This window comes from Gordonia amicalis, from assembly GCF_022059885.1.
GTDB classification, from domain to species: Bacteria; Actinomycetota; Actinomycetes; order Mycobacteriales; family Mycobacteriaceae; genus Gordonia; species Gordonia amicalis.
In genome coordinates, this window is the sequence record NZ_CP091855.1 from 3,936,352 (window position 1) to 3,960,921 (window position 24,570).

Annotated in this window: 24 protein-coding genes; 9 read left to right on the plus strand and 15 right to left on the minus strand. The window is 67.6% G+C overall.

The features are described 5' to 3' along the window. The first annotated feature begins 19 nt into the window (after positions 1-19). A complete protein-coding gene (locus tag IHQ52_RS18055) occupies positions 20-364 on the plus strand; it encodes a YciI family protein (protein WP_006437132.1) in 345 nt (114 codons plus the stop codon). Between the two features lie 3 nt (positions 365-367). Then, positions 368-1,681, plus strand: coding sequence for an RNA polymerase sigma factor (locus tag IHQ52_RS18060; protein WP_182156439.1), 1,314 nt, complete (start codon positions 368-370; stop codon positions 1,679-1,681). Between the two features lie 63 nt (positions 1,682-1,744). Here the strand turns inward: IHQ52_RS18060 and IHQ52_RS18065 are convergent, their stop codons facing one another. Next, positions 1,745-3,382, minus strand: coding sequence for a hypothetical protein (locus tag IHQ52_RS18065; RefSeq protein WP_006437130.1), 1,638 nt, complete (start codon positions 3,380-3,382; stop codon positions 1,745-1,747). A 45-nt stretch (positions 3,383-3,427) separates the two neighbouring features. Further along, positions 3,428-4,054: a signal peptidase I gene (locus IHQ52_RS18070; RefSeq protein WP_238063702.1), complete on the minus strand. Its 627-nt coding sequence runs from the start codon at positions 4,052-4,054 to the stop codon at positions 3,428-3,430. Here IHQ52_RS18070 and IHQ52_RS18075 point away from each other — a divergent pair. After that, a complete protein-coding gene (locus IHQ52_RS18075) occupies positions 4,047-4,199 on the plus strand; it encodes a hypothetical protein (RefSeq protein ID WP_157753380.1) in 153 nt (50 codons plus the stop codon). The genes IHQ52_RS18070 and IHQ52_RS18075 overlap by 8 nt on opposite strands. 100 nt (positions 4,200-4,299) lie before the next feature. On the opposite strand, the gene IHQ52_RS18080 is transcribed toward IHQ52_RS18075, so the two are convergent. From IHQ52_RS18080 to IHQ52_RS18090, 3 genes are all read right to left on the minus strand, one after another. Beyond that, positions 4,300-4,911: a SipW-dependent-type signal peptide-containing protein gene (locus IHQ52_RS18080; protein ID WP_024498579.1), complete on the minus strand. Its 612-nt coding sequence runs from the start codon at positions 4,909-4,911 to the stop codon at positions 4,300-4,302. Positions 4,912-5,291: 380 nt separating this feature from the next. Next, a complete protein-coding gene (locus tag IHQ52_RS18085) occupies positions 5,292-6,707 on the minus strand; it encodes a cutinase family protein (RefSeq protein WP_232513096.1) in 1,416 nt (471 codons plus the stop codon). Between the two features lie 533 nt (positions 6,708-7,240). Beyond that, complete coding sequence (locus tag IHQ52_RS18090) at positions 7,241-9,280, minus strand: heavy metal translocating P-type ATPase (RefSeq protein ID WP_375295610.1); 2,040 nt, start codon at positions 9,278-9,280, stop codon at positions 7,241-7,243. Between the two features lie 224 nt (positions 9,281-9,504). On the opposite strand from IHQ52_RS18090, the gene IHQ52_RS18095 reads away from it, so the two are divergent. Both IHQ52_RS18095 and IHQ52_RS18100 read left to right on the plus strand, forming a co-directional pair. Continuing rightward, positions 9,505-11,091 carry a DUF222 domain-containing protein gene (locus tag IHQ52_RS18095; protein WP_191835010.1) on the plus strand — a complete coding sequence of 529 codons (1,587 nt, stop codon included), beginning with the start codon at positions 9,505-9,507 and terminating at the stop codon, positions 11,089-11,091. A 63-nt stretch (positions 11,092-11,154) separates the two neighbouring features. Continuing rightward, positions 11,155-11,529 carry a DUF5655 domain-containing protein gene (locus IHQ52_RS18100; RefSeq protein WP_024500327.1) on the plus strand — a complete coding sequence of 125 codons (375 nt, stop codon included), beginning with the start codon at positions 11,155-11,157 and terminating at the stop codon, positions 11,527-11,529. 7 nt (positions 11,530-11,536) lie between these two features. Here the strand turns inward: IHQ52_RS18100 and nadC are convergent, their stop codons facing one another. The 4 genes from nadC to IHQ52_RS18120 form a co-directional block, all read right to left on the minus strand. Then, on the minus strand, positions 11,537-12,445 hold the full coding sequence (gene nadC, locus IHQ52_RS18105) for a carboxylating nicotinate-nucleotide diphosphorylase (RefSeq protein WP_024500328.1): 909 nt from the start codon (positions 12,443-12,445) through the stop codon (positions 11,537-11,539). A 14-nt stretch (positions 12,446-12,459) separates the two neighbouring features. Beyond that, positions 12,460-13,524, minus strand: a complete 1,065-nt coding sequence (nadA, locus tag IHQ52_RS18110) for a quinolinate synthase NadA (RefSeq protein WP_024500329.1) — start codon at positions 13,522-13,524, stop codon at positions 12,460-12,462. 173 nt (positions 13,525-13,697) lie between these two features. Next, entirely contained in the window at positions 13,698-14,219 is a 522-nt protein-coding gene (locus IHQ52_RS18115; RefSeq protein WP_024500330.1) for a DUF1990 family protein, read from the minus strand. Next, a complete protein-coding gene (locus IHQ52_RS18120) occupies positions 14,216-14,506 on the minus strand; it encodes a helix-turn-helix transcriptional regulator (RefSeq protein ID WP_024500331.1) in 291 nt (96 codons plus the stop codon). The genes IHQ52_RS18115 and IHQ52_RS18120 overlap by 4 nt, the downstream gene beginning before the upstream one ends. Positions 14,507-14,595: 89 nt before the next feature. On the opposite strand from IHQ52_RS18120, the gene map reads away from it, so the two are divergent. Both map and IHQ52_RS18130 read left to right on the plus strand, forming a co-directional pair. Further along, on the plus strand, positions 14,596-15,381 hold the full coding sequence (gene map / locus IHQ52_RS18125; protein WP_024500332.1) for a type I methionyl aminopeptidase: 786 nt from the start codon (positions 14,596-14,598) through the stop codon (positions 15,379-15,381). A 17-nt stretch (positions 15,382-15,398) separates the two neighbouring features. Next, on the plus strand, positions 15,399-16,211 hold the full coding sequence (locus tag IHQ52_RS18130) for an NUDIX hydrolase (protein WP_024500333.1): 813 nt from the start codon (positions 15,399-15,401) through the stop codon (positions 16,209-16,211). On the opposite strand, the gene IHQ52_RS18135 is transcribed toward IHQ52_RS18130, so the two are convergent. The 6 genes from IHQ52_RS18135 to IHQ52_RS18160 all read right to left on the minus strand — a co-directional run bounded on the left by IHQ52_RS18135 (position 16,174) and on the right by IHQ52_RS18160 (position 21,498). After that, positions 16,174-16,803, minus strand: coding sequence for a DUF2567 domain-containing protein (locus IHQ52_RS18135; protein WP_024500334.1), 630 nt, complete (start codon positions 16,801-16,803; stop codon positions 16,174-16,176). The genes IHQ52_RS18130 and IHQ52_RS18135 overlap by 38 nt on opposite strands. Further along, entirely contained in the window at positions 16,800-17,039 is a 240-nt protein-coding gene (bsaP, locus tag IHQ52_RS18140; RefSeq protein ID WP_006438557.1) for a biotin synthase auxiliary protein BsaP, read from the minus strand. The genes IHQ52_RS18135 and bsaP overlap by 4 nt, the downstream gene beginning before the upstream one ends. 61 nt (positions 17,040-17,100) lie before the next feature. Then, entirely contained in the window at positions 17,101-18,138 is a 1,038-nt protein-coding gene (bioB, locus tag IHQ52_RS18145; protein ID WP_024500335.1) for a biotin synthase BioB, read from the minus strand. 50 nt (positions 18,139-18,188) lie between these two features. Beyond that, a complete protein-coding gene (bioD, locus tag IHQ52_RS18150) occupies positions 18,189-18,947 on the minus strand; it encodes a dethiobiotin synthase (protein ID WP_024500336.1) in 759 nt (252 codons plus the stop codon). Then, positions 18,944-20,185, minus strand: a complete 1,242-nt coding sequence (locus IHQ52_RS18155; RefSeq protein WP_024500337.1) for an 8-amino-7-oxononanoate synthase — start codon at positions 20,183-20,185, stop codon at positions 18,944-18,946. Before IHQ52_RS18155 ends, bioD begins: the two co-directional genes overlap by 4 nt. Next, positions 20,182-21,498, minus strand: a complete 1,317-nt coding sequence (locus IHQ52_RS18160; protein WP_024500338.1) for an adenosylmethionine--8-amino-7-oxononanoate transaminase — start codon at positions 21,496-21,498, stop codon at positions 20,182-20,184. Before IHQ52_RS18160 ends, IHQ52_RS18155 begins: the two co-directional genes overlap by 4 nt. A gap of 135 nt (positions 21,499-21,633) precedes the next feature. Here IHQ52_RS18160 and IHQ52_RS18165 point away from each other — a divergent pair, with 135 nt between their 5' ends. Both IHQ52_RS18165 and IHQ52_RS18170 read left to right on the plus strand, forming a co-directional pair. Then, entirely contained in the window at positions 21,634-22,191 is a 558-nt protein-coding gene (locus IHQ52_RS18165; RefSeq protein ID WP_006438552.1) for a TetR family transcriptional regulator, read from the plus strand. A 144-nt stretch (positions 22,192-22,335) separates the two neighbouring features. Continuing rightward, entirely contained in the window at positions 22,336-24,513 is a 2,178-nt protein-coding gene (locus tag IHQ52_RS18170) for an acyltransferase family protein (protein WP_024500339.1), read from the plus strand. Positions 24,514-24,570 lie beyond the last annotated feature (57 nt).

Sequence of the window (24,570 nt, forward strand, 5' to 3'; positions counted from 1 at the left end):
GCAGATGACTGGAGGAACGATGAAGTACGCACTGCTGCTCATGGGACATGTCGACGCCCCGGCGTGCGGCGAGGACGGCGGCGCCACGCCCGAAGAGTTCTTCGCCTTCGACGAGGAGATCACCAAGGCCGGCGTCGTGGTCAGCTCGTTCGCCCTCGAGGACGAACGCGCAGTCGTGCACACGGATGGGAGCGGCGAACGTGTCGTGGCATCGTCCGGTCCGTTCGCCGAGGTGCGCGAGTTCGTCGGCGGCGTGTACGTCATCGACGTCGCCGACATCGATGAGGCGATCGACTGGGCCCGTCGAAGCCCTGGTTCGGCGCCGGGAGGGCACGTGGAGATCCGGCCGCTCGCACCGTACTGAGCCGTGACCGGACCATCGGACCGCTCGACGGGCGCGGAGTTCGTGACCCGTCGAGCGGTGGCCGCTGTCGACCGCGACGTCCGCACGCGCGTCATCGCCACTCTCACCAAGAGATTCGGCGACCTCGATCGTGCCGAGGACGCCTTGCAGGATGCTCTGGCACAGGCGTTGGTGACCTGGCCGCGGACCGGCGTCCCCGAGTCGCCGGAGGCGTGGCTGACGACGACTGCCAAACGTCGGGTGCTCGACGCCTTGCGGCGGGAGAACGTGCTCGCCGGGAAACTCGCGCAGCTGCAGACCGATTCGGATCGCGCACCCATTCCGGCCGACTTCGGTGACCCGGCCGACACCGTGCCGATGCCACTACCCGACGAACGCCTCGGCATGTTCTTCGCCTACACCCACCCGGTGCTGCGGGTCGACGATCGGATCGCTCTCATGTTGCGATTCGTCGCCGGTCTCACCACACCCGAGGTCGCGCACGCACTCCTGATCCCGGTTCCCACCGCACAGCAACGGCTGGTGCGCGCGAAGAACCGGATCAGAACACTCGGTGTCCCCTTCCATCCGCCGCGTCCCGATGACCTACCTGAACGACTCGGTGGCGTCTTACTAGTTGTGTACCTGACGTATTCGGAAGGCTACGCACGGTCCACGGGCAGCGAGCACATCCGCGACGACATCACCGTCGAGGCCATCTCGCTCGCGCGGACTCTGCATGGCCTACTCCCCCGCGCCGAGACGTCCGGGCTGCTCGCGCTGCTGTTGCTCACCGAGTCGCGGCGGCCGGCACGGGTGGAGCCTTCGGGTCGTCCGATTCCGTTGTCCGACCAGGACCGGACCCGATGGGATGCACGGCTCATCGAGGAAGGAACGATGCTGGCGGAATCGGCTGCCGCACAACGGGGCGCGGGCGCGTACACGGTCCAGGCGGCAATCGCTGCGGTCCACGCCGAGGCGGCGACCTCAGACGCTACCGACTGGGCGCAGATCGCGGTTCTGTATCGCATGCTGGAAACCCACGACCCGGGACCGGTTGTGCGGGTGGGACGAGCCGTCGCCGTCGGCCGGGCGTTCGGTCCGACGCGCGGACTGGCGATGCTCGACCGCCTGGCGTCGAACCCCGCTCTCGACCGGTATCGCCCGTTCCACGTCGCACGCGCGCTCACGCTCGAAGAGCTGGACGACCATGACGGTGCGGCCGACGCCTACCGACGCGCACTCGACCTGCCCGGCAACGAGGCCGAAGACGACTATCTGGCAAGCGCTCTCGCCGGGTTGGTGCAGACAGACCATCCTGGAGACAACTCATTGTGATAGCGAATCCCGTTGTGTTTCGGCCCGCTTGGCGGGCAAAGACACAACGGGATCAGAGGCGGGCTACTCACTTCCGGAAGAGGCCGACGAATCGTCGAAACCCGACCCTGAGCTGGTCTTCTCCGGGGTGGGTACCGGGTCGGAGTCCTCGGGCACGGACGCGTCGGCCTCCGGTGCGTCGGCGGCCGGCTCACTCGTTTCCGGTGCGCCCGTCTCCGGTGCCTCGGCAACGGGTGCGGGCTGCGAGGTCGTCGACGTCACCGGGACCGTGGGCTCCGGCAGGACGAACGTGAATCCCGATGTGCCCGAGACCTTCCAGATGGCGCTACCCGCAGCGCTCGGCACCGTGAACGCCACCCATCCGGTGTAGGTCCCACCCGGCTCGAGTTGCGCCGGTAGCGGCGGCCCCTCGGCAGCGGCTTCTCCGGCCGCCTGTTGCACTCCCCCGACCAGCGGGGCGAAGTCGTCCCAGGCGATCGACGACAACCGTCCGTCGCCCTCGGCGTCGGATGTCGTGACCGTCATCTTGACCGCGATCGTCGCCCGGGCCCCGTCCGACGGTGCGGTGGACTCTATCTTCTGGAAGGTCGCCGTACCGAGATCGGTGCCGTCGGTGGCGATCACCGGGAAACTACTCCCTACGTCGACGTCGGTCGGTGTCGTCGGCCCCTCCTTCAGAACCGGGGCATCTGCACTCTCGCCGGCGGAGGGTGTCGCCGACGAAGAACCCTTGGACTCCGAGTCGGCTGCCGAGGAACTCTCCGACCCCGAGGACGCAGATTCACTGTCGGGACTCGCCGGTTCCGAACTCTCCGCACTGGAACTCACCGCCGACTCCGAGGGCGCTGTGCTCGACGAACTCGGGGCGAGGCGGGCTATCCGTGCCGCCGCAGTCTGGACGCCGGCGCTCGGAAGCGGTTCACCGATGCCGCACTCGGCGCGGACGAACTGCACAGTGACCGTCCACACGGTGGCCTGTGTGATCGCGGTCTTGATGTCCACGTCGAGGATCAGGGTGGACAGTGCATGTTTCGCGGTAGTGGTCACCACGCTCTTGAGGGTTCCCTGCACTCGAAACCCGACGGCGAGCGAATCGATGGTGGTGGTCTGGTTCGCGGCCGGAACAGCGTAGGAGTTGGTGAGCCCGACCCGGAAGTTGCCTCCGGCCGGGGCCACTGCATTGGTGGAGACGGTCCCGCCCCAGTTGCTGGACGAGCAGCTCACCGAGGCCGAATACTGGCTGTTGTCGGTGTTCAGCACAGAGGCAAAGCCGGTCGGGAAGAGCTCGATGTTCTTGGCGTTCGACGCAGCGGTGGCCGTCACGACACTGCCGTTCATCGTGTACGTCGCCGACGACCGGCCGTCCGCCGCCACCGTTCCCAGCAGCAGGATTCCGGTACTCGAGGCATGGGTCCAGCCGGTCGCGCTGGGAATCAGGGTGGAGCCGGGATTCACGTGGGTGTGGGTGGCGTTCGTCGCCGTGAACTCGCCACTGGTGATCGCACGATTGGTGTATGCGTGTGCGGTCGTCGACCGGGCATACCCCTCGAGATTGGCAGCCCGCGTGAAACTCGAGTTCCCCCAGACCTTGTCGTTCCACGCGGCCAGCACGCCGGTGGCCTGCGCGATGACGCCGAGGATCGCGACGACGCCGACGGTGGCGACAAGGATCTTGCTGCGCTTGGTGAGATGCATGCTCATACGCCGTTGTGTTTCCGTGGTTGTGGTGTGCCGGTGAGGTGCCGGTCAGTGTCTGCGTCGAGCGGTCTCGGCTCTCGGCCAGAACGCCCACAGCACGAGGAGCGCGGCGCCCAGGGTGATGCCGCCCAGAACGTAGGGATTCGACAACCAGACGACCTGCTTCGCGAGACCCGGTATGTGCCAGACGACTTTGCGCACCGTGCTCTCGCGGTACGGCTCCGGATCAGGATTGGGATTGGCGTCGCCCTGCATCGAGATGAGCGCCTCGCCGCCGCCCAGTTGCTCTACCGCGATGACGCGGTGGGTGATCGGCTTCAGGCCGGGTTCACGATCGACGGTGATGACGTCGCCGACCTTCACCTCGGTGGCCGGAATCTCGTGGACGACAGCGACCGACCCCTGCGGGATCGTCGGATCCATCGAGCCGGTCTTGAACAGGATGATCGTGTAATTGCCGACGAAGGCGAGGATGGTCAGCGCGATGCACAGCACGCCGAAGACCGCGAGGATGTTCAGCACCCAATCTCCGAGCTTGGCGATCGCCGAGTGCGCGCCGGGCCGGGGAACGGATGCGGCGACCGGTGTTTCGGCAGGCTCCCCCGGGACCGCTGTCGCCGGGGGTGTGACGGGAGAAAGCGGCTGGGTGACCGCGTCCGACGCGGGGATGAACATCCGAGGAGTCGACGGCCAGGCCGCGTTCGAATCGGGTGTCCCGATCCGCCTCGGGTCGGTCACGTTCCACGACTCGCGTATTCCGGTCTCCGGGGACTGGTCGGGTCGTGGGGTCGCGGTCGTCGTCATCGGACTGTCTCTCTGAAGTGTTTGCGGGTCGCGCCGACCCGAGATCGGTTGCGGGCGAGTCGGCCCCGGCCGGCGGAGGCCGAGGGGGAGCGCTCCGCCGGCTCGGGGCCGGTTCATCAGCCCCCGACGCTCTGTGCCCTCATTTCCCAGATCGCATTCACGCTGGTGTCAGCGATGGCGTTCGGGTTGGCATTCGCCGGGAGGGTCACCTCGAAGTCGATCTTCTTGGTGGCGCCCGCCGCGACCTGGAAGGTGGTCGCGGCCGTGGTGCTGCTCAGCGGCTGATCGCTGATCAAGTTCGTGGTCCCGTCCTTGACGGTCACCCGCAACGCCTGCCCGAGCGTGTTGGTGGCGTTGGACGGATGGATGGTGATGTCGGCAGCCAGGTTGCCCTTGGTCTCCTTCAGCCAGAAGCTGCCCTTGGTGGTTTGACCGGGCATCAGGTTTGCCGGGTCGACCCCGAGCTCCACCGGGAACGCGACGGTGCCACCGGGGCTGGTCTCGTACTCCAGGAAGTCCGTCCCGTTGACGCTGCCCTGCACGTTCCAGGCGGTGTCGCCGATACCGAACGTCCCGTTGCTGAACACGGTGTCGTTCCACGCGGCGAGGGTGACCACGGCGCCGATGCCGAGGACCGCGCCCGAGGCGAGGATGGCCTTGCGCTTCCGGTTCTTTCGGTTGCGCTCGTCGGCCAGAGGGGCACTGGTGGGGGTCTGGTTGTCAGTCATCTTCCGTCCATCGTTCTGCAGGAAGGCAGCCCATTGCTGCCGAGGAGAAATTTAGATCGTCTGGCGATTGTTATTGCCGGTTTCTCGACAATAGCCACGTGAAGTCGATCACCGCATCTAGGTCATTCGTTCCACTATTTCGGATACATCTGTCGCCCTTTTTGTAGATCGTTCGAACTAATCACCCAATGGACATTCGACCCAGTTCGTCAGTGGCCCAAAATTTGCGACAACACCCATTGCAATGATGACAACGCACAATGAAGAAGAGGCAATAAAACGTTGTGATCCATCTCCGTGACCATGGGTGAAATCGAGACAAAGGCCCCGAAAGATCGGGCCGAAGGGCCCACGCGGGCGCCTCCGGCCCGTGCCGATCCCTAGCCGGAACCGGCTCGCGACTTCGAGCCGGCCTTGTCGATGGCCTCCGCGAGCCATACCCCGAGCCAACCGATCGCGCTGCGACCGACCTCGTCCACGACCAACTTCGCGTAGTTCGTGTGCACGTTGCCCGAGTAGAAGTCCTTCGCCGTGACGGCGTCACGGATCAACGACGCCGGGTCGGTAAGAGCTTGCCTCGTGATGATCGCGGCCAGCTCCTTACCCAGTTTCTTGAACTCGGGCGAGATCAGCTCGGACAACACCCCGGTGTCCGACGCGCCGTCGTTCACCCCGTTGCCGGATACCTCGACCGACGAGTCCGAGACCAGCGACACCAACTCCTTCCCCAGGCCCAGGACCTGCTCGACCGAGACCTCGGATGTGGGCAGCGACGCGGCACCGACTCGTGCCCCCACCGCCCCTGCCGCAGTCCAGGTGAGCTCCTGAACCTCGCCGACGAGGTCCGCGGCACGCACGAAGTCGACGCGATCGAGCACCCGGCAGATCGAGGCGCCGACCTTCGCGAGACCGGTCTGGTCCGGGATGAGGTCGAGGACCCGTGCCGTTCGCGCGTAGTCAACCATGTCCGCGAGCTTGACGAACGGACGCATCCGAGTATTCAGACGGCCCGCCACCCGGTGGGCCCGACGGAGGTCTCCCATCCCGATGAGCTGCGGCAATCGGCCGATCTCGGCCCCGAGTGCGGCGTAGTCGATCCTCGTGATCGTGCCGATGACGTCGATGGCGGTCTCGACCGCGTCCGCAACCTCCTCCGCCCCCTCACTGAGAACCGTGCCGATCTTCCCCAGGACGGGATGCCGTCGCTTGTCTATCGAGCAGTACAGGTCGGCCGGGGCACAGATACTCGTCACCCTGCCGGACAGGTCCCCCATCCCTCTCGGGCGCGGGTCGGCGATCCCCGTGCCGCGAGCCGTCGGGCCGACCGTCTCCTGACCGGCGGTTCCGTTACCCGGGTCGGCCAGGAGACCGACTGCAAGAACCCGGTCGGCAGGGATCGGTCCTTCGCCATTGCCGATGGCCTCGGCCAGGTCGCCGGCGGCGTCGGCACCCTGGCTGTAGCCGCTGATCGTGAACTTCAGATCCGGGTCGGCCTCCGCACGGTCGGCGAGCACCCGCGATGCATTCGCGATCGCCGTGGCCTTGCTGTCACCGTATGTCCGCCCGTTGTCGAAGGCGCGCGCCATGTACGGCAGGAAGTAGATGGTGGCCGAGTCGCCGTGGCGGCGCGAGATCGAGTCGGCGACCGCTGCCAGCGCGCCGGTGGCGCGGGTCGGATCAGCAGCAGCATCCGTTTCCCATGTCCCGGGAATGAACAGATTGAAAGTGGGAACGGTCGGCGACGCGAGCGCAGCGCCGACGCCGCCGAATCCGGTCACCACGACGCTCGCGGTCATGGTCACCCCGATCAAGGCCGACGACAATTGTTTGATGGTGCCGCCTCGACGACGCCGCGACACATTTGCTGATGTGCCACATGCGTGAGGTGTGGCGTGGGTAGGGAAGCTGCAATTCATGAGTAGATGTCACAAATCTTCGCATCGATGAGTAGGAACGGGGCGGGTGCCCGAAGACGAGACATTTTCAACCTCCTATTTCTCGTCGTGTCACCGGCCAGCAAATATCAATTTGCGCGTCTTGCGGCACGATTCCAGGAATCGACAATTGCGGTTTCGGCATCCGAAACGCCCGCTGTCATATATGAAATCGAAACCCACTGCCACACAACGGGTCTCATCACCGACTAAACGGGTGCACACCTTGGACAAATGACCCCATGTGAGTGACATCACTTGAGTAATCTCGTCATTTCGGATGGCGAACCTGCGGTCGGAGCCATCCCGGCCGACGACGAAGGGCCCGGATCCCGCCGGTGGACAGCGGGTCCGGGCCCTCAGAGGAAGCGCTCGGTCAGTTCATCAGTCGCAGTTCACCGGGACGGTTGCCCACCTGGGGACAGATCGAGTCGGCGGAGCAATTGAGCGTTGAGCGCGACGACGACCGTCGACACCGACATCAGGATCGCGCCGACGCCCATGGGCAGCACGAATCCGACCGGCGCGAGGACGCCCGCGGCGAGCGGAACCGAGATCAGGTTGTACCCGGCTGCCCACCACAGGTTCTGCACCATCTTCCGGTAGCTCGCCCGCGACAGTTCGATCACCGACAGCACCGACCGAGGGTCCGAGGACGCCAGGATCACACCCGCGGAGGCGATGGCGACGTCGGTACCCGCGCCGATGGCAATACCCACGTCAGCCTGCGCAAGTGCCGGAGCGTCGTTCACCCCGTCCCCGACCATCGCGACCCGCTTGCCCTCGCGCTGCAATTCGGCCACCTTCTCGGCCTTGTCCTCGGGCCGGACACCCGCGTAGACGCGCTCGATCCCCAGATGGCGAGCCACGTCGTCGGCCACGGCACGGGCGTCCCCGGTGACCATCACCGCCTCGATCCCACGCCGACGCAGGCCGTCGACGGCGTCCCGCGATTCCGGACGCACCTCGTCGGTCAGCGCGAGGGCGCCGACAACCTCACCGTCGGCGACGACGTGCAGGATGATCGCCCCGTCGTTCCGCCAGGTCCCGGCGACCGGGAGTTCCACAGCCGCGTAACTGTCGAGCAATCTCGGCCCGCCGACCGCCACGACGACTCCGTCCACTCGTGCCGAGACACCCACGGCCGGTGACGAAGCGAAATCCTGTGCCGGCGAGACGATCAATCCCCGATCTCGTGCGGCCTTGACGATCGCGACAGCGAGCGGATGCTCACTGTCGGCCTCCGCCGACGCGGCCAGCGCCAGGACTTCGTCGGCCGTGCGGCCGTCGGCGGGTTCGACGTCGCGGACCGTCGGGGTTCCGCGGGTCAAGGTCCCGGTCTTGTCGAACAGAACGGCGTCGACCGACCGCATGCTCTCGAGGGCGAGCCGGTCGGAGATCAGCACTCCCCCACGCGCGGCACGCTCTGTCGCGATCGACACCACCAAGGGGATGGCAAGACCCAGCGCGTGTGGACAGGCGATGACGAGCACCGTGATCACACGTACGACCGCCGAGTCCGGCATTCCGACCGCGGTCCAGACCACGGCGGTGGCAGCCGCCGCCGCGACGGCGAACCAGAAAAGCCACCCGGCGGCGCGATCGGCAAGTCGTTGGGCACGCGACGATGAGGCCTGGGCCAGAGCGACGAGCCGTTCGATCCCGGCCAGCGCCGTGTCGTCACCAATTGCGGTGACCTGCACCCGAACCGCCGAATCGGTGGCTACCGTCCCGGCGACCACGTGCTCCCCGACCGATCGTCGCACCGGGCGCGACTCACCGGTGATCATCGACTCGTCGATGTCGGCGGCACCGTCGAGGATCTCACCGTCGGCCGGGATGGAAGCGCCCGGCCGGACCAGCACCACATCGCCCACCACCAGCTCGTCGACGGCGACGGCGACCGTTCCGGCGCCGTCGACCTTCTCTGCCTTGTCGGGCAGCAACGCGGCCAGCGAGTCGAGAGCCGATGTCGTCTGTGCCAGCGCACGCATCTCGACCCAATGCCCCAGCAGCATGATCACGACGAGGAGCGCCAACTCCCACCAGAAGTTCAGCTCGGCGGACAGCAGGTCCAGACTCGCACCCCACGACGCCACGAACGCGACGGTGATGGCCAGCCCGATCAGCAGCATCATCCCCGGGGCGCGGGAACGTATCTCTCCTACCGCGCCCATGAGGAACGGGCGACCGCCCCAGAGATAGATGACCGTGCCCAGCACCGGTGAGATCCACATGACCCACCCGTGATGCGGTAACGAGTAGCCGATCAGATGGGCGAACATCTCGTTGAACGCCACCGTCGGTACCGCGAGGACCAGCATGATCCAGAACAGTCGGCGGAACTGCCCGACATGGTCGGCGTGACCGCCGTGTTCGCCACCAGCATGCTGGTGACCTTCGTGCATCTTCGCTTCACGCCCGGAATGGGTCATCGTTGCACTCATGCCGTCGACTATATACCCCCTACCGGTATACCGTAAGGGTCATTTTTCTCGAGCCACTGGTCGGACACCTCCGACCCGGATGGGGATGCCCATATCACGCACCACCGACAATGCGGGATGGCTGGAATGGCGGCGATAGTCGTTGCACGGCAGCGTGATTGCGCGTACAGTCGAACACACATTCGCATCAACGAGTTCCGGGGGTGACCGTCTTGACCGATATCTCCGAGTCCGGTGTCGCCGACGGCCCGCCCTCGCGCGCAAAGGAACTGGTGAGTGAACTCCATCGGATCACCGCCGAACTACAGACCGTCGACCTGACGCAGTGCTCGGATGCCGAACTGGTCGATGTCGCCGCCGACACCGAACGCGCCATCGCCCGACTCACTTTCGCCGGCGACCGGCAGATCGTCGAGATCGCCGACCGCGACCTGCCCCACAAAACCGGGCACCGCAGCATCACCCAGTTCATGACCCACCGCCTGCGCGTGGCCGACCCCATGCGCCGCACCAAACAACGCCACGCAACCGCCACCCACCTCAGCCCGACCGGCGAACCACTCGAACCCGAACACCCCGCTCTGGCAGAGGCATTGGCCGACGGCAAGATCAACACCTCCCACATCCGGGCGGTACTCGACGTGCTCGACCAGATCCCGCACGCCGTCGACCACGACGTGAAGCTCGCCGCCGAACGACAGATGACCGAAATCGCCGTCGACCACACCCCCGCCGACATCACCGCCCTCGGCGCCCGCCTGTTGGCCCACCTCGACCCCGACGGAACACTCGCCGACGACACCGACCGCAAACGCCGTCGCAAACTGTCGGTCAACCGGCAACGCGCCGACGGCACCGCCAAGATGTCCGCCGACCTCACCCCCGAACTCCTCGCGCGGATCACCATGCTGCTCGCGGTCTGGGCCAAACCCGGCATGAACAACCCCGACGACCCCGAATCACCGCACGGGTCGATCGAGAATGCCGACCCCGAGATGGTCGAAGCCGCTGCCGCACGTGATGATCGCAGCGATGCGCAGCGCAACCACGACGCGTTCAACGCCTTGCTGAAGGCTGTGCTCGAGGACGGCCTGCTCGGCAAGAGTCACCGCGGGTTGCCGATACAGGTGATCGTCAAAGCCGACCTCAACGATCTGATCCGCGAAGCCGGGTTCGCCACCACCGCCACCGGCACCCTGATCCCCATCCCCGATCTAATCGACATGGCCGCCGACGCCCAATCCTGGCTGGCGGTGTTCAAAGACGCCACCGCCGTCCCGCTGTACTTCGGGCGCGGCAAACGCCTGGCCACCCGCGAACAGCGACTGGTGTCCTTCGCCCGTCCCGACGGCGAGGCCTGCTCCACACCCGACTGCGACCTATCCGCCGCACACGTGGAAATGCACCACGCGCAACTGGATTGGGGTCTCGGTGGCCTCACCGACATCACCGACCTCGCCCCCGCATGCCCGAAACACAACCGCATGGTCGGCGATCAACCCGGACAATACACCACCCGCATGGTGCGGGAAGGACCCGATGAGGGCCGCTGCGTCTGGCGGCTCAACGCCGAACCCGGCGCACCCCCGAATCCCGAACGCATCAACCGGCGACCCGACCTACCCCGACGGTTCGCCGAGCACCTTGAACAGGTGCGCACCGAAATCCACGGACCCACAACGGCGTCCGGCGATCAGCCGCGCCTGCACCTGCGCCAGATCATCGACCTACGCAACGCCTCCGACGCCGAAGCCACCCTCGCCTCGATAATGCTCGCCGCCGCATACCCGCGCGCCTGAGAATCACGCTCGGGAAGAAATGGTGGACCGCCTTCGAAGATCACGTGCGATTCTGGAGCAAGCATGACCACGGACACCCCGCACGACGTCGAGGACTTCTTCGCAGGCTCGCCGGAGGGCCTGTCGATCCATGGCGCGGTCGAGGAAGCCATCCGTGATCTGGGAGACGACATCGCTGTCCGAGTCACCAAGAGCCAGATAGCTTTCCGACGCCGGACCGGCTTCGCCTACGTGTGGCGCCCCGGCATGTACGTGCGATCCGATGTGCCGGCGGTGTTGTCGATCGCCCTTCGGCACCGCGTCGACTCTGCTCGTTTCAAGGAGGTCGCGCACCCGTCACCGCACGTGTGGATGCATCATCTGGAGATGCGTGCCAGGGCGGACGTGGACGCGGAGGTCCGCCGGTGGCTCGGCGAGGCCTACGACGCCGCGGGCTGACCGTCGATCAGACCTGCGGCGCGGGGACGTCCAGCCCGAGGTCGAGCACCGTGACCGAATGCGTCAGTGCACCGACGGCGAGGTAGTCGACGCCGGTACGGGCATAGTCCTCGGCGACGTCGAGGGTCAGGCCGCCGGAGCTCTCCAGCTTGGTATGCGGCGAACGAGTGTTGCGTCGCTGCACGGCCATCTGGGTTTCCCACGGCTCGAAGTTGTCGAGAAGCACCAGCTGCGGTTCGAGGGGAAGGACCTCGTCGAGCTGGGCGAGCGAGTCGACCTCGACCTCTACGGGCAGACCCGGAGCCGCCGCACGAACGGCTTCCAACGCAGCCGCGACCGAACCGGCGGCGACGACGTGGTTGTCCTTGATCAGGGCGGCATCGCCGAGACCCATCCGGTGGTTGACTCCGCCACCGGCGCGCACCGCGTACTTCTGCAGCAGACGCAGACCTGGCAGCGTCTTACGCGAGTCACGGATCTGAGCGGACGTACCGGAGACCGCATCGACCCACGCCCGGGTCGCAGTCGCGATCCCGGACAGGTGGCAGATGAGGTTCAGCGCAGTGCGTTCGGCCGTCAGCAGAGCGGCCGTCGGAGCGTGGACGCGCAGGACGGTGTCGCCGGGTTGGACGACACTGCCGTCGGCGACAACGTCCGTCACCTCGAAATTGCCCTCGCCGATGACCTCGTCGAACACCGCGATCACCACCGGAACGCCGGCGATGACGCCATGTGCACGACTGACGATCGCGGCGTCGACGACGGAGCCGGCCGGGACGGTCGACGCGGTCGTGATGTCCGGTCCGTACCGCAGGTCCTCGTCGAGCGCGGTCCTGATCAGCGCACGGATCTCGTCGTCGACAACCAGTTCCAGCGCGCCGCCGGCCGACGCCTGACCGATGAAACCGTCACTCACCGCAGAGCTTCCGGTCACTCGCCCGAACCCGGGTTACCGATCGCGATCATCCGCTCGACGCTCTTCCGGGCCTTCTCCGCGACGTCGGTGTCGACGAACACCTCGTCGCGACCCTCACGCAGGCACCGCAGCAGCGCAGCCGGCGTGATCATCTTCATGTAGGGGCACGACGCGCGGTCGTTCACCGCCTGGAAGTCGACCCCGGGCGCGGCCTTGCGCAGCTGGTGCAGCATGCCGACCTCGGTGGCGACGAGAACCTGCTTGGCGCCGGTCTCGCGAGCAGCGTCGAGCATGCCGCCGGTCGACAGGATCTTGACTCGATCCTCGGGCACGGCACCCTCACCCGCCAGGTAGAGAGCCGAGGTCGCACAACCGCATTCGGGGTGGATGAAAAGGTCGGCATCGGGGTGCGACGCGGCCTGATCGGCCAGCTCGTCACCGTTGATGCCGGCGTGCACGTGGCACTCACCCGCCCAGATGTGGATGTTGTCGCGGCCGGTCTCACGCTTGACGTGCGCACCGAGGAACTGGTCCGGAAGGAACAGGACGTCGCGATCGGGGTCGATCGACGCGACGACGTCGACGGCGTTCGACGAGGTGCAGCAGATGTCGGTCAGACCCTTCACCTCGGCGGTGGTGTTCACGTAGGACACCACGACCGCATCGGGGAACTCGGCCTTCCAGGCGCGCAGTTCGTCGGCGGTGATCGAGTCGGCCAGCGAGCAACCGGCGCGCTCGTCCGGGATGAGGACGCGTTTCTCGGGGCTGAGGATCTTGGCGGTCTCCGCCATGAAGTGGACGCCGCAGAAGATGATCTCGTCGGAGTCGACCTCGGCCGCAATACGCGACAGGGCGAGAGAGTCACCGACGTGGTCGGCGACATCCTGGATGGCGGGAAGCTGATAGTTGTGCGCGAGCAGGGTCGCGTTGCGGGCACGTGCGAGGCGTCGGACCTCGTCCGCCCACTCCTGAGTCGGCTCCACACCGGCGTAGCCACCCGGTGCGTCGAACCATTCGGCATCGAGGAGCCCGGCTGCTGGCGCGGTCACGGCCGCCGGGCGATCACTGGTGATGCTCATTGCCACTCCTCTGGCTGTCCCGGGGGGCGTCTACGACCCCGGGTCATCGGGTCCCCGGAGCACGGGCCGTGTGTCCGAGGCATGGTTTTCGACTCATGGTCGAAAACACTATGCATCGTAACATTCACCACACCGGGTTCATTCCCGTCACCCTCGCGGCAGATCACGCACCCTCAGGCGCACATCAGGGCATCGAGGTAGCGTTCGGCGATCCGCGACTGCACCACTCGCCCGATCGGGCCGCCGATCCGCGTGAACCAACGACCTGGCCGGGAGAAGGCGACGACGTGCGCGATCACGGAATCGTCCGGAAGTCGCTGAACCCAGAACCGCTCCTCCCCGATCTCGGGATGCCCCGACAAGGTGCCGTACGCGAAGCCGCGTTCGGTCCCCGCATCGCTCGAGACCGAGTCGATCACCTCGATGACCCGGCACGCGGCGGAGATGCCCACCGGACCCAGCCCCAGACGCATCGTCACCACCGAGCCGACCGCGGCACGCGGGGTCGAGGCATCGACGCCCACTCCGGCACGACGATGCATGTCCCAGTTCAGGATTCGTTGCGCGGCCAGGTCGAAACATCCCTCGCCGGCACCGATCACACGCGAGCGGCGCAGATGGTGATAGCCCGCCGGTAGCTCTCCGGCGGTCGCACCGACCTCCTCGTAGGTGAGGTCCGACGGGCGCGGGGTCACCCGGCGCGCACCACCGCGGAGTCGAGTCCGGCGGCGTCGAGGACCGTGTCGGTGAACACCAGGGCCAGGTCGTCGAGGGAGGTGTTCAGCGACCGCGCGAGTGCAGCGATCGTGGCGAACGCGGGAGTCGGCATCCGGCCCGTCTCGATCTTGCGCAGCGTCTCCGGAGAGATGCCGGCGCTGACGGCGACCTCACCGAGGGACCGGTCGGCGCGGAGTTCGCGCAGCCGCGCGCCCAGACGGCGGCCGGCGGCGATCTGTTCCGGGGTCAACGGGTTGCGGACCATGCACAGAGCCTAGCGGATCTCCGGTATACATATACCGATTGCTGGTATTTCTATACCAGTCCACTCATCCGATCGCGAAGGGAACGAGAATGGTCGAGCTGAAGTCACCATCCGAGATAGGTGCCATGGGGGTGACCGGTGCGTTCATCGCCGATCTGCTCGCCGACCTCGCCGAACGAGCCGATGTCGGCGTCAACCTGCTCGATCTCGAGCAGCGCGCCCGTGACCTCATCGCCGAACGCGGCGCGCAGTCCTGCTACTGGGACTATTCCCCGTCCTTCGGCCGCGGCCCCTTCCGCAACGTCATCTGCCTGTCCGTGAACGACGCCGTGCTGCACGGGCTGCCCCACGACTACGTCCTGGCCGACGGCGATCTGCTGTCCATGGACATCGCGGTCTCGATCGACGGTTGGGTGGCCGACTCGGCCCGCAGCGTCATCGTCGGCACGCCCCGCCCCGAGGACCGGCGACTCGTACAGGCAACCGAGGAAGCGTTGGAAGCAGCCATCGACGCCGCCCGGCCCGACGCCCGGCTCGGCGACATCTCCGCGGCGATCGGGGCCATCGCCAAGTCGTACGGATACCGCGTCAACACCGAGTTCGGTGGCCACGGACTCGGCCGCACGATGCACGAGGACCCGCATGTCGCGAACATCGGCAAGGCCGGTCGCGGAATGAAACTGCAGCCCGGGTTGACGCTGGCGCTCGAGCCCTGGTTCACGCTCGGCTCCGAGCGGGTCAAGTTCGACGCCGACGGCTGGACGATCCGATCGTTCGACGGCTCTCGCGGCGCGCACAGCGAACACACCATCGCGATCACCGACGGCGCGGCGCGCGTGTTGACGTCTCCGATTGGCCGGTCGCCGGGCGTCTGACCCATACAATCGACGCCATGCCAGCCGCCGGGTCCGACCCCTCCAGCTCCGACGGCCCAGAAGTGGTCAACGGCCCCGAAGCGTTCAGTGGCCCCGAAGCGTTCAGTGGCCCCGAAGCGTTCAGTGGCTCCGGCGTTCTGCGGGTCGAGGTCCTCAGCGTCGTCTTCCAGGTCCGCACTCCGCCCTCTGCCGACGGCTCCGACGTCCGCCCCGCGCTCTGCGTCCTGCTCTCTCGGGCCGGTACCGACGCCGAGCCCGGCCGGTGGTCTCTTCCGGGCGGCGACGTCGCCGGTGACGAGAAGCTGTCGGTCGTCGCTCGACGCCTCGTCGCCGACAAGATGGACGTCCGCGACATCGCTCACCTCGAACAGCTGTCGGTCTTCTCCGATCCCGGACGCGTTCCCGGCATCCGCACGATCGCCTCGACGTACATGGGCCTCGTCCGCTCGGACAGCCCGGTGACCCTTCCCGACGGCGCGGCCTGGTTCGACGTGGACGCACTGCCCCCGGTGGCCTTCGACCACGCCGAGATCATCGACACCGCCCGGCACCGGCTGGCCGCCAAGCTCTCCTACACCAACATCGCCTTCGCGCTGGCACCGAAGCAGTTCCCGATGTCGGAGCTGTCGGAGATCTATTGCGCCGCACTCGGCTACGCGGTGGACACGACCAACCTGCTACGCATCCTGAGTCGACGCGCCGTGGTGGTGTCGACCGGCACCGTCGGCAAGACCGGGCGATCCGGCGGGCGGCCGCCGGCGCTCTATGCCTTCGCCGACAACGAGTTACGCGTCACGGATGAGTTCGCGACACTGCGTCCACCGATGTGACCTCGGACCCTGACGGATCGTCACCGGCACGGTGATCGACGTCGAGATCGCCGACGCCGAGGTCCGCCGTGCGTGAGGACAACACGCAGACCAGGTAGACCATCGCGAAGGCGAACGGCGCGCAGATGAGCAGGGTCCAGGGTGCGCTGTGTCCGGCGCGCGTACCGCCGTCGAGCCAGAGTTCGGGCAGCACGCGGTACACCGATTCGAGCGGGAGCCCGGCGATGTCGTCGTCGAATCGCAGGCCGGCCAACCACATTCCGACCTGCGCACCGATCGCGGACCCGGCCACCGTACCGAGCGCGGGGACGAGGAATCCGGTGACGCCGCGCCACGGCCGCGCCGCCGCCCATGCGACGAGTGCGGCGATGCCACCGTAGGCGAACATGATCAGCGCGAAGGCGCCGACAGCGTCGAATCCAGTCGGGATGTCCTCACGGGTCAGGCCCTTGACGACGACGCCGGTCGTGGGCGGTGTCACCAGCGCCCAGATCGCGCCGGCGACCGCGCCGAGCACGATCACCGCCGCGGTCGCGGTGAGCAGTGTCGCGACCGGCCGGGCGACATGCCGCCCGGACGCCGGACCGCTCACCGACGACCCAGTTCGGCCGAGTCGACCGTCCCGTGGCGGGAGCACCTGGCGCTCCAGCCGTCGGGTCGGACCTGCACGACCATGCGGCGCCCGCACTGCCCGCAGAAGCGCGGAGGTTCAAGCCCCAGACGCGCGGCCGGCGGGATGGCGTCGGGTGCCTGCAGTTCCAGTTCGAGGCCCGTGTACACGCCGTACCTGCACGGTTCGGCGAGCGGCCCCGGGACGGTGTCGATCATGAGAGAACACGCTACCGATCGTGGCGAGGATGTAGGAGAGGACCAGCGTCGATCGCGTCCCTCAGATGGTGTCGTTGAGTGACTTGATCGGCATCGACAGGTCGCTGAGCAGGTCGAGGTCGTCCTCCGCGGGCCGGCCGAGCGTCGTCAGGTAGTTGCCGACGATGACCGCGTTGATGCCGCCGAGGATGCCCTGCTTGGCGCCGAGGTCGCCCAGGGTGATCTCGCGGCCGCCGGCGAAACGCAGGATCGTGCGCGGCAGAGCGAGGCGGAAGGCCGCCACCGACTTCAGCGCCTCGGACGCGGGCAGCACGTCGAGGTCACCGAAGGGCGTACCCGGACGCGGGTTGAGGAAGTTCAGCGGGACTTCGTCGGGCTCGAGTGCGGCCAGGTCGGCGGCGAATTCGGCGCGCTGCTCGAGGCTCTCACCCATGCCGAGGATGCCGCCGCAGCACACCTCCATGCCGGCCTCGCGGACCATGCGCAGCGTGTCCCAGCGCTCCTCCCACGTGTGGGTGGTGACGACGTTCGGGAAGTGGCTGCGCGCCGTCTCGAGGTTGTGGTTGTAGCGGTGCACGCCCATGTCGCGGAGCTGGTCGACCTGCTCCTGGGTGAGCATGCCGAGGCTGCAGGCGATCTGGATGTCGACCTCGTTGCGGATGGCCTCGATGCCGGCGGCGACCTGGCTCAGCAGACGCTTGTCGGGTCCGCGGACGGCGGCGACGATGCAGAACTCGGTGGCACCGGTCTTGGCGGTCTGCTTGGCGGCCTCCACCAGCGACGGGATGTCGATCCAGGCACTGCGCACCGGCGAGGCGAACAGACCCGACTGCGAACAGAAATGGCAGTCCTCGGGGCAGCCACCGGTCTTCAGCGAGATGATGCCCTCGACCTCGACCTCCGGTCCGCACCAGCGCATGCGGACGTCGTGGGCCAACTGCAGCAACTCGGTCAACCGGTCGTCGTCCAGGCGCAGCACCGCCAGGACCTGGTCGCGGTCGAGCGGTTCACCGCGCTCGAGCACCTGCTCGCGGGCGATGGCGAGGATGTCGTCGGACGTCTGTGCGTCGCGGGCGGTGTCGACGGTTGCCTGTGTCACGGGCTGAACTCCTTGTACTGGAACTGATTGGGCGGGCTGGAAAAAACGGTCTATGAGGTCCCGGCGAGCGATGCCGGATGGTTGGTGAGGGAGCCGGCGAGCCAGTCGGGGTCGAACCAGGTCGGCGCGGTCCGGCGGAACCGGGCGGGATCGAGGGCGGCGGCACCCGCGGGCAGCACGCCGATCACCGGGACGCCGGTGATCCGCGGCAGGTCGGATCGGTTGCAGCGCATGGCGAGGTCGGGGTCCGGCGGCCACCACCCGATGACGAGTCCGGCGGGCCGGAGGCCTCGAGCGCGCACGGCGTTCACGGTCAGCTCGGCATGGTTGAGCGCACCGAGGCCCGGTGCGACGACGATGACGACGCCGTCGTTCGTCCCGGGTGCCAGTGTCGCTGCGGCGACGTCGAGGATCGTAGCGGACTCCCCCAGTCGCACCAGCACACCGCCGGCGCCTTCGACGAGGGTCAGGTCATGCTTGGCCGCGAGGTCGTCGACCGCCCGCACGATGACGTCAGGATCGGCGAGCGGCATCCCCGCGCGTCGCGCCGCGGTGTCCGGGGCGAGCGGTTCGGGATAGCGGTAGGACTCGACCGTGGTCACCTCACCCGCAAGACGCGCGACTTCGGCGAGATCGCCGGGTTCGCCTGGTGCGACGCCGGTTTGGACGGGTTTGCAGACGGCGACGGCGCTGTTCGCACAAACGGCGGCGGCGAGGGCCGCCGTCGCGACCGTCTTGCCGACGTCGGTCGAGGTGCCGGTGACGGCGAGAACGCGTCCGCGTTCCGGTGATGGTGTCGTCGCGCTCATCGTGCACCCACCTCACGCAGTGCGGCGTCGACGACCTCGGCGACGTGGTCGAGGGTCGCGGCATCGAGGTCGGCGCGCACGGTGATGCGCAGCCGGGAGGTGCCCGGCGGGACCGATGGCGGGCGAAAACACCCGACGAGCACTCCGCGGTCACGGCAGGCCGCAGCCGCGTCGACGGCGCGTTGCGGGTCGCCGACGATGATCGAGATCACCGCTGCGGCGGGTTCCTCGGCGCCGCATGCGCGGGCCAGGCGACGGGCGTTGCCGCGCAATCGGTCCGGTAGCGCGGGATCGGAACGCAGGACACGCAGTGCGGCCCGAGCCGCGCCGACCGCCGCCGGATTCAGTCCGGTGTCGAAGATGAACGGACGCGCACAGTCGATCAGGTGTGACCGTAGGATCTCCGGCCCGAGGACCACTCCGCCCTGCGATCCGAACGACTTGGACAGCACGGTGGTGACCACGAGGTCCGGCGCGCCGGAAAGTCCTTGTTCGGCAACGAGTCCACGCCCGCCGGGACCACGGACGCCGACGGCATGGGCCTCGTCGACGAGCAGCACCGCACCGTGCGCGCGAGCAGCCGCATACAGATCGGCGACGGGGGCCGGTTCGCCGTCGATGCTGTACACCGAGTCGGTGACGACGAGTGCGCGTTCCTCGGTGCGTTCGGCGAGGGCGGCCCGCACGCCCTCATGATCCCCACGATCCACCACGACGACCCGTGCCCGTGACAGCCGGCACCCGTCGATCAGCGACGCATGCGAACCGGTGTCACTCACGATGAGATCGCCGGAGTCATCCGGCCCGCTCGCTCTGCTCCCGGCGCCGCGCCCAGCGAGTGCGGTGACCGCGCCGACATTGGCCAGATAGCCGGAGGAAAAGACAAGTGCGGCAGGGAAACCGAGGAAGTCGGCGAGTTCCGTCTCGAGGTCGACGTGCGCCTGCGTGGTGCCGACGACCAGCCTCGACGCCGTCGATCCGCCACCCCACTGCGCGGCCGCGGCCCGCGCGCCGGCGACGACGTCGGGGTGCGTCGACAGACCGAGGTAGTCGTTGGAGCCGAGATTGATCGCGTCGGCACCGACTCGGCGGACGTGCGGCTCGCGATGCAGTCCGGCGGCGGCGCGGTCGCGTGCGGCCCCGGCAAGCCAGGCGAGTCCGACCTCGCCCGAAGCCACCCCACCCGAGGCGATGTCGTCGGCCTGGCCGGTCGTGGGCTGTCCCGAGGTGATGGTCATGACCGTGCTCCCACGAGTTCGGTGGTCGTCGAGTTCTCGTCGCCGAGGGTCGCCCGCACCGCGGCCGAGATACCGCGAACGATCGTCGAGATGTCGTCGGGCGTGGAGATGAACGGCGGCATCGTGTAGACGAGGTTGCGGAAGGGCCGCAGCCACGCACCGGCGTCGACGGCGGCCGCGGTGGCCGCGGACATGTCGACGGGACGGTCGAGTTCGACGACCCCGATCGCGCCGTGGATCCGCACGTCGACGACGCCGTCGAGCTCCTGCAGTGGCGCCAGGCCGTCGGAGAGACCTCTCTCGATCTCCGCCACGCGTTCGGCCCAGGGCGTCTCCAGCAACAACTCGATGGCGGCGACCGCCACCGCGCAGGCGAGCGGGTTGGCCATGAAGGTCGGGCCGTGGGCGAGTCCGCCGGCCTCCCCCGCACTGATGACCTCGGCGAGGTGTGAGGTGCAGAGTGTGGCGGCAAGCGTCATGTACCCGCCCGTCAGCGCCTTGCCGACGCACATGATGTCGGGGGCGACGTCCGCGGCGTCGGCGGCGAAGAGCGTCCCGGTCCGACCGAAACCGGTGGCGATCTCGTCGAAGATCAGCAGGACGCCGTGGCGGTCGCAGATGTCGCGCAGGGCGGACAGATATGCCGGGTCGTGGAAGCGCATGCCGCCGGCGCCCTGGACGACCGGTTCGACGATGACGGCGGCGAGCTCGTCGCGGTGCTCGCGGATCGAGGCCTCCAGCGTGGCGACGTACTCGGGTCGATACTCGGCGGGCGGAGCGTCGACGAAAACCTGCCGCGTGAGGACCGCCGACCACATCGAGTGCATGCCGCCCTCGGGGTCGCAGACGCTCATCGGGGTGAAGGTGTCGCCGTGGTAACCACCACGCCAGGTCAGCAGGCGTGTGCGCTGCGACTGGCCGCGGCTGCGCCAGTACTGCAGCGCCATCTTCACCGCGACCTCCACCGAGACCGAGCCCGAGTCGCAGAAGAACACCTTCTGCAGCGGTTCGGGGGTGAGTTCGACGAGGAGTTGTGCGAGCCGGGCGGCGGGTTCGTGGGTGAGCCCACCGAACATCACGTGCGACATCCGTCCCATCTGAACCGCGGCCGCGGCATCGAGGCGCGGGTGCCGGTAGCCGTGGATCGCCGCCCACCAGGAACTCATGCCGTCGACGACGGAGCGCCCGTCGGCGAGTTCGAGGTGAACTCCCGACGCCGACGACACCACCAGGGGGTCGGTCGTCGCGGGCAACGCCCCGTAGGGATGCCAGATGTGCTCCGCGTCGACACGGCTGATCTCGCCCTGGTCCACGGCGCGCTCCTCCTTCTTCAACCCCGGGGATCACCTGGACACCGTCCAGGATTCCTGAACACCGTACAGGGAGGCCTGGACGGTGTACAGGTGGCTCGCGCGGGCCGGCGTCGAACCGGTGACTACGCTGACCGCGTGAGCAACAGCCGGACCGACGTCCTCCGCGCTGCCCGCGACATCCTGCGCGAGCACAGCCTGGCCGACCTGTCGATGCGCCGGCTCGCCACCGAGCTCGGAGTGCGTCCCAACGCCCTGTACTGGCATTTCCCCAACAAACAGACCCTGTTGGCCGCACTTGCCGACGACATCCTGGGTGCCGTCTCGATTCCGGCCACCGACCTGGCGTGGGACGAGCGGCTACGTCTGCTCGCCACCGGGATGCGTGCCGCCCTGCTCGATGTGCCCGACAGTGCCGAGGTCGTGTCGTCGAGCTGGGCGAGCGGCCTGTCCACGAAGGCGATCACCGCCGACATCGTCTCGGCCGGACATGCCGGCGGGTTGTCGCTCCGCGACGCGGAGGCCGTCAGCACTGCCGTCTGTCAGCTCGTCATCGGTCTGACCATCGAGGAACAGACCCGCGCGCAGATGGAACGCCTCGGCGTCACCGGACCGTCGGGCCGGGACTTCGACGGCGAATTCGTGGACGGGCTGACGATCATCCTCGACGGGGCACGCACCCGTGCGCGTCGGTGAGATCCCCCGACCCGTGACCGAGTCCACCGACCGTCCCGGGCGGTGCGAATCGAGAAATCACAGGTTCGACGGGTAGATTGCTACGCGGCCGAACCGCCCGTCCCCGACCCGAAAGACTTCCCTGTGGCATCGACGACCCGAGTAGTGGCGCCGGAGTCGGCCCCCTCGACGCCGACGACCCCTGCCTACCGCACCGACCTCGACGGTCTGCGCGGTATCGCGATCACCCTCGTGGCCTGTTTTCACGTGTGGTTCGGCAAGGTCTCCGGCGGCGTCGACGTCTTCCTCACCCTGTCGGGGTACTTCTTCCTCGGTTCACTACTGCGACATGCGATCTACGTCCAGAAGCCGAACGTCACCTTCCGCGACACCCTCAACCCGTGGCCGCGACTGAAGCGACTGCTGAAGCGCCTACTGCCCGCGCTGGTCACCGTGCTCCTGGCCGTCACCGTCCTCACCGTCGTGGTCCTGCCGCAGACGCGCTGGGCCAACATCGGGCAGGAGGTCGTCGCGAGCGCGCTGTACTACCAGAACTGGTATCTCGCGTTGAATTCGCAGGACTACCTGGCCGCGAGTTCGGCGAACAGCCCGCTGCAGCACATCTGGTCGATGTCGATGCAGGGACAGTTCTTCGTTCTGACCCTGCTCGTCGCGCTGGCCTTCGCCGGGTTCCTGAAAGTCGCCGCCCGGTTCGCGCGTCCGTTCGCCGACTCTCGCGTCATCAAGTTCCTCGTCGGCGCCGCGGTGTTCGTGGTCGCGCTGGGGTCGTTCTACTGGGCACATCGTGGGATGGCCATCAACCAGCCGTACAACTACTACTCCACGATCTCGCGGCTCTGGGAGCCGCTCGCCGGCGGCCTTCTGGCGATCTGGCTGCCGAGTTTGCGGGTGCCGAACTGGGTGCGCAACGCCGCGACCGTCGTGGCCCTGGCACTGATCATCACCTGCGGCTTCTGGATCGACGGCGTCGACGAGTACCCGGGTCCGATGGCGCTGGTCCCGGTCGGCGCGACACTGCTCATCATCTGGGCCGGCGCGACCGCGCTGCAGAAGCCGGCGCGAGGCGGTCACGCGGCGCCGGACACGATGCCCGCGGTCAACCGGATACTGGCGAGCACCTGGCCGGTGTGGCTGGGAACCATCGCCTACTCGCTGTACCTGTGGCACTGGCCGTTCCTGATCTTCTATCTCACCTGGCGTGACAAGAACCACGCGAACTTCCTCGAGGGCGTCGGGATTCTCGGGTTCTCGATCGGTGTGGCCTGGCTCACGAAACGCTACATCGAGGACCCGCTCCGCGGCGGTGACCGGTCGGCCCTCACTCGAGGCACCCGCGACGGCCGGTCGCGCTGGCTCTCCTACACGTCGGTGGTGACCTCGATCCTGCTGCTCGGCACCGTCGTGGCCGGCGTCGGTATTAAGCTGTGGGAGAACCACGTCGACAACATCGTCGTCGACACCAAGAATCTCGACCCGCGGTCGTACCCGGGTGCGCGCGCACTGCTCGACGGGTGGCCCGTCCCCGCGCTCGACCCGCAGCCGTCGGCCCTGGAGGTGATCCAGGACTTCCCGGAGACCTCGACCGACGGGTACATGAGCGACTTCACCGACAACGAGATCCACGTCGGCGTCTACGGCGACCCGAATGCGACCCGCACGATCGCTCTGGCCGGCGGTTCCCACGCGGAGATGTGGATCTCCGCGCTCGACACCCTCGGCAAGCGCAACGGGTTCAAGGTCAAGACCTATCTGAAGATGGGTTGCCCGCTGTCGACCAACAAGATCCCCAAGCAGCGCGGCGTCCCCTATCCCGAGTGCTACGACTGGGGCCAGCGGGTCATCGACCGGGTGATCTCCGAGAAACCCGACGCCGTCTTCACCAATTCGACGCGTCCGCGCGACTACCAGCCCGGCGACTGGATGCCGCCGGACTACTCCCCGATCTTCGATCGCTTCCTCGACGCCGGCATCCCGGTGCTCGGCATGCGGGACACCCCGTGGCCGAAGAACGGCAAGGGCACCATCGACACCCCGATCTGCCTCGCCGACGGCGGCGACGCGGAGAGCTGTGGTTCGCGGCGCGCTGCCGTCCTCGCTCCAGAGGACCCGGCGCGCGAACTCGCCGCCACCCGCCGAGACTTCCACCCGCTGGACATGTCGAACGGCATCTGCACCGACGACTTCTGCCCGGCGATCGTCGGCAACATCACCGTGTACAAGGATCCCCATCACCTCTCGGCGACGTATGTCCGGAGTCTCACCGACGAACTCGGCCGGCAGATGGAGGCCCAACTGCCGTGGACCGGCCCACTGGTTCCATGACCTGTGTCTTCCGCATCGCGGTCCACCCGCGGACACGCGAACGGTGGACGTGACCGC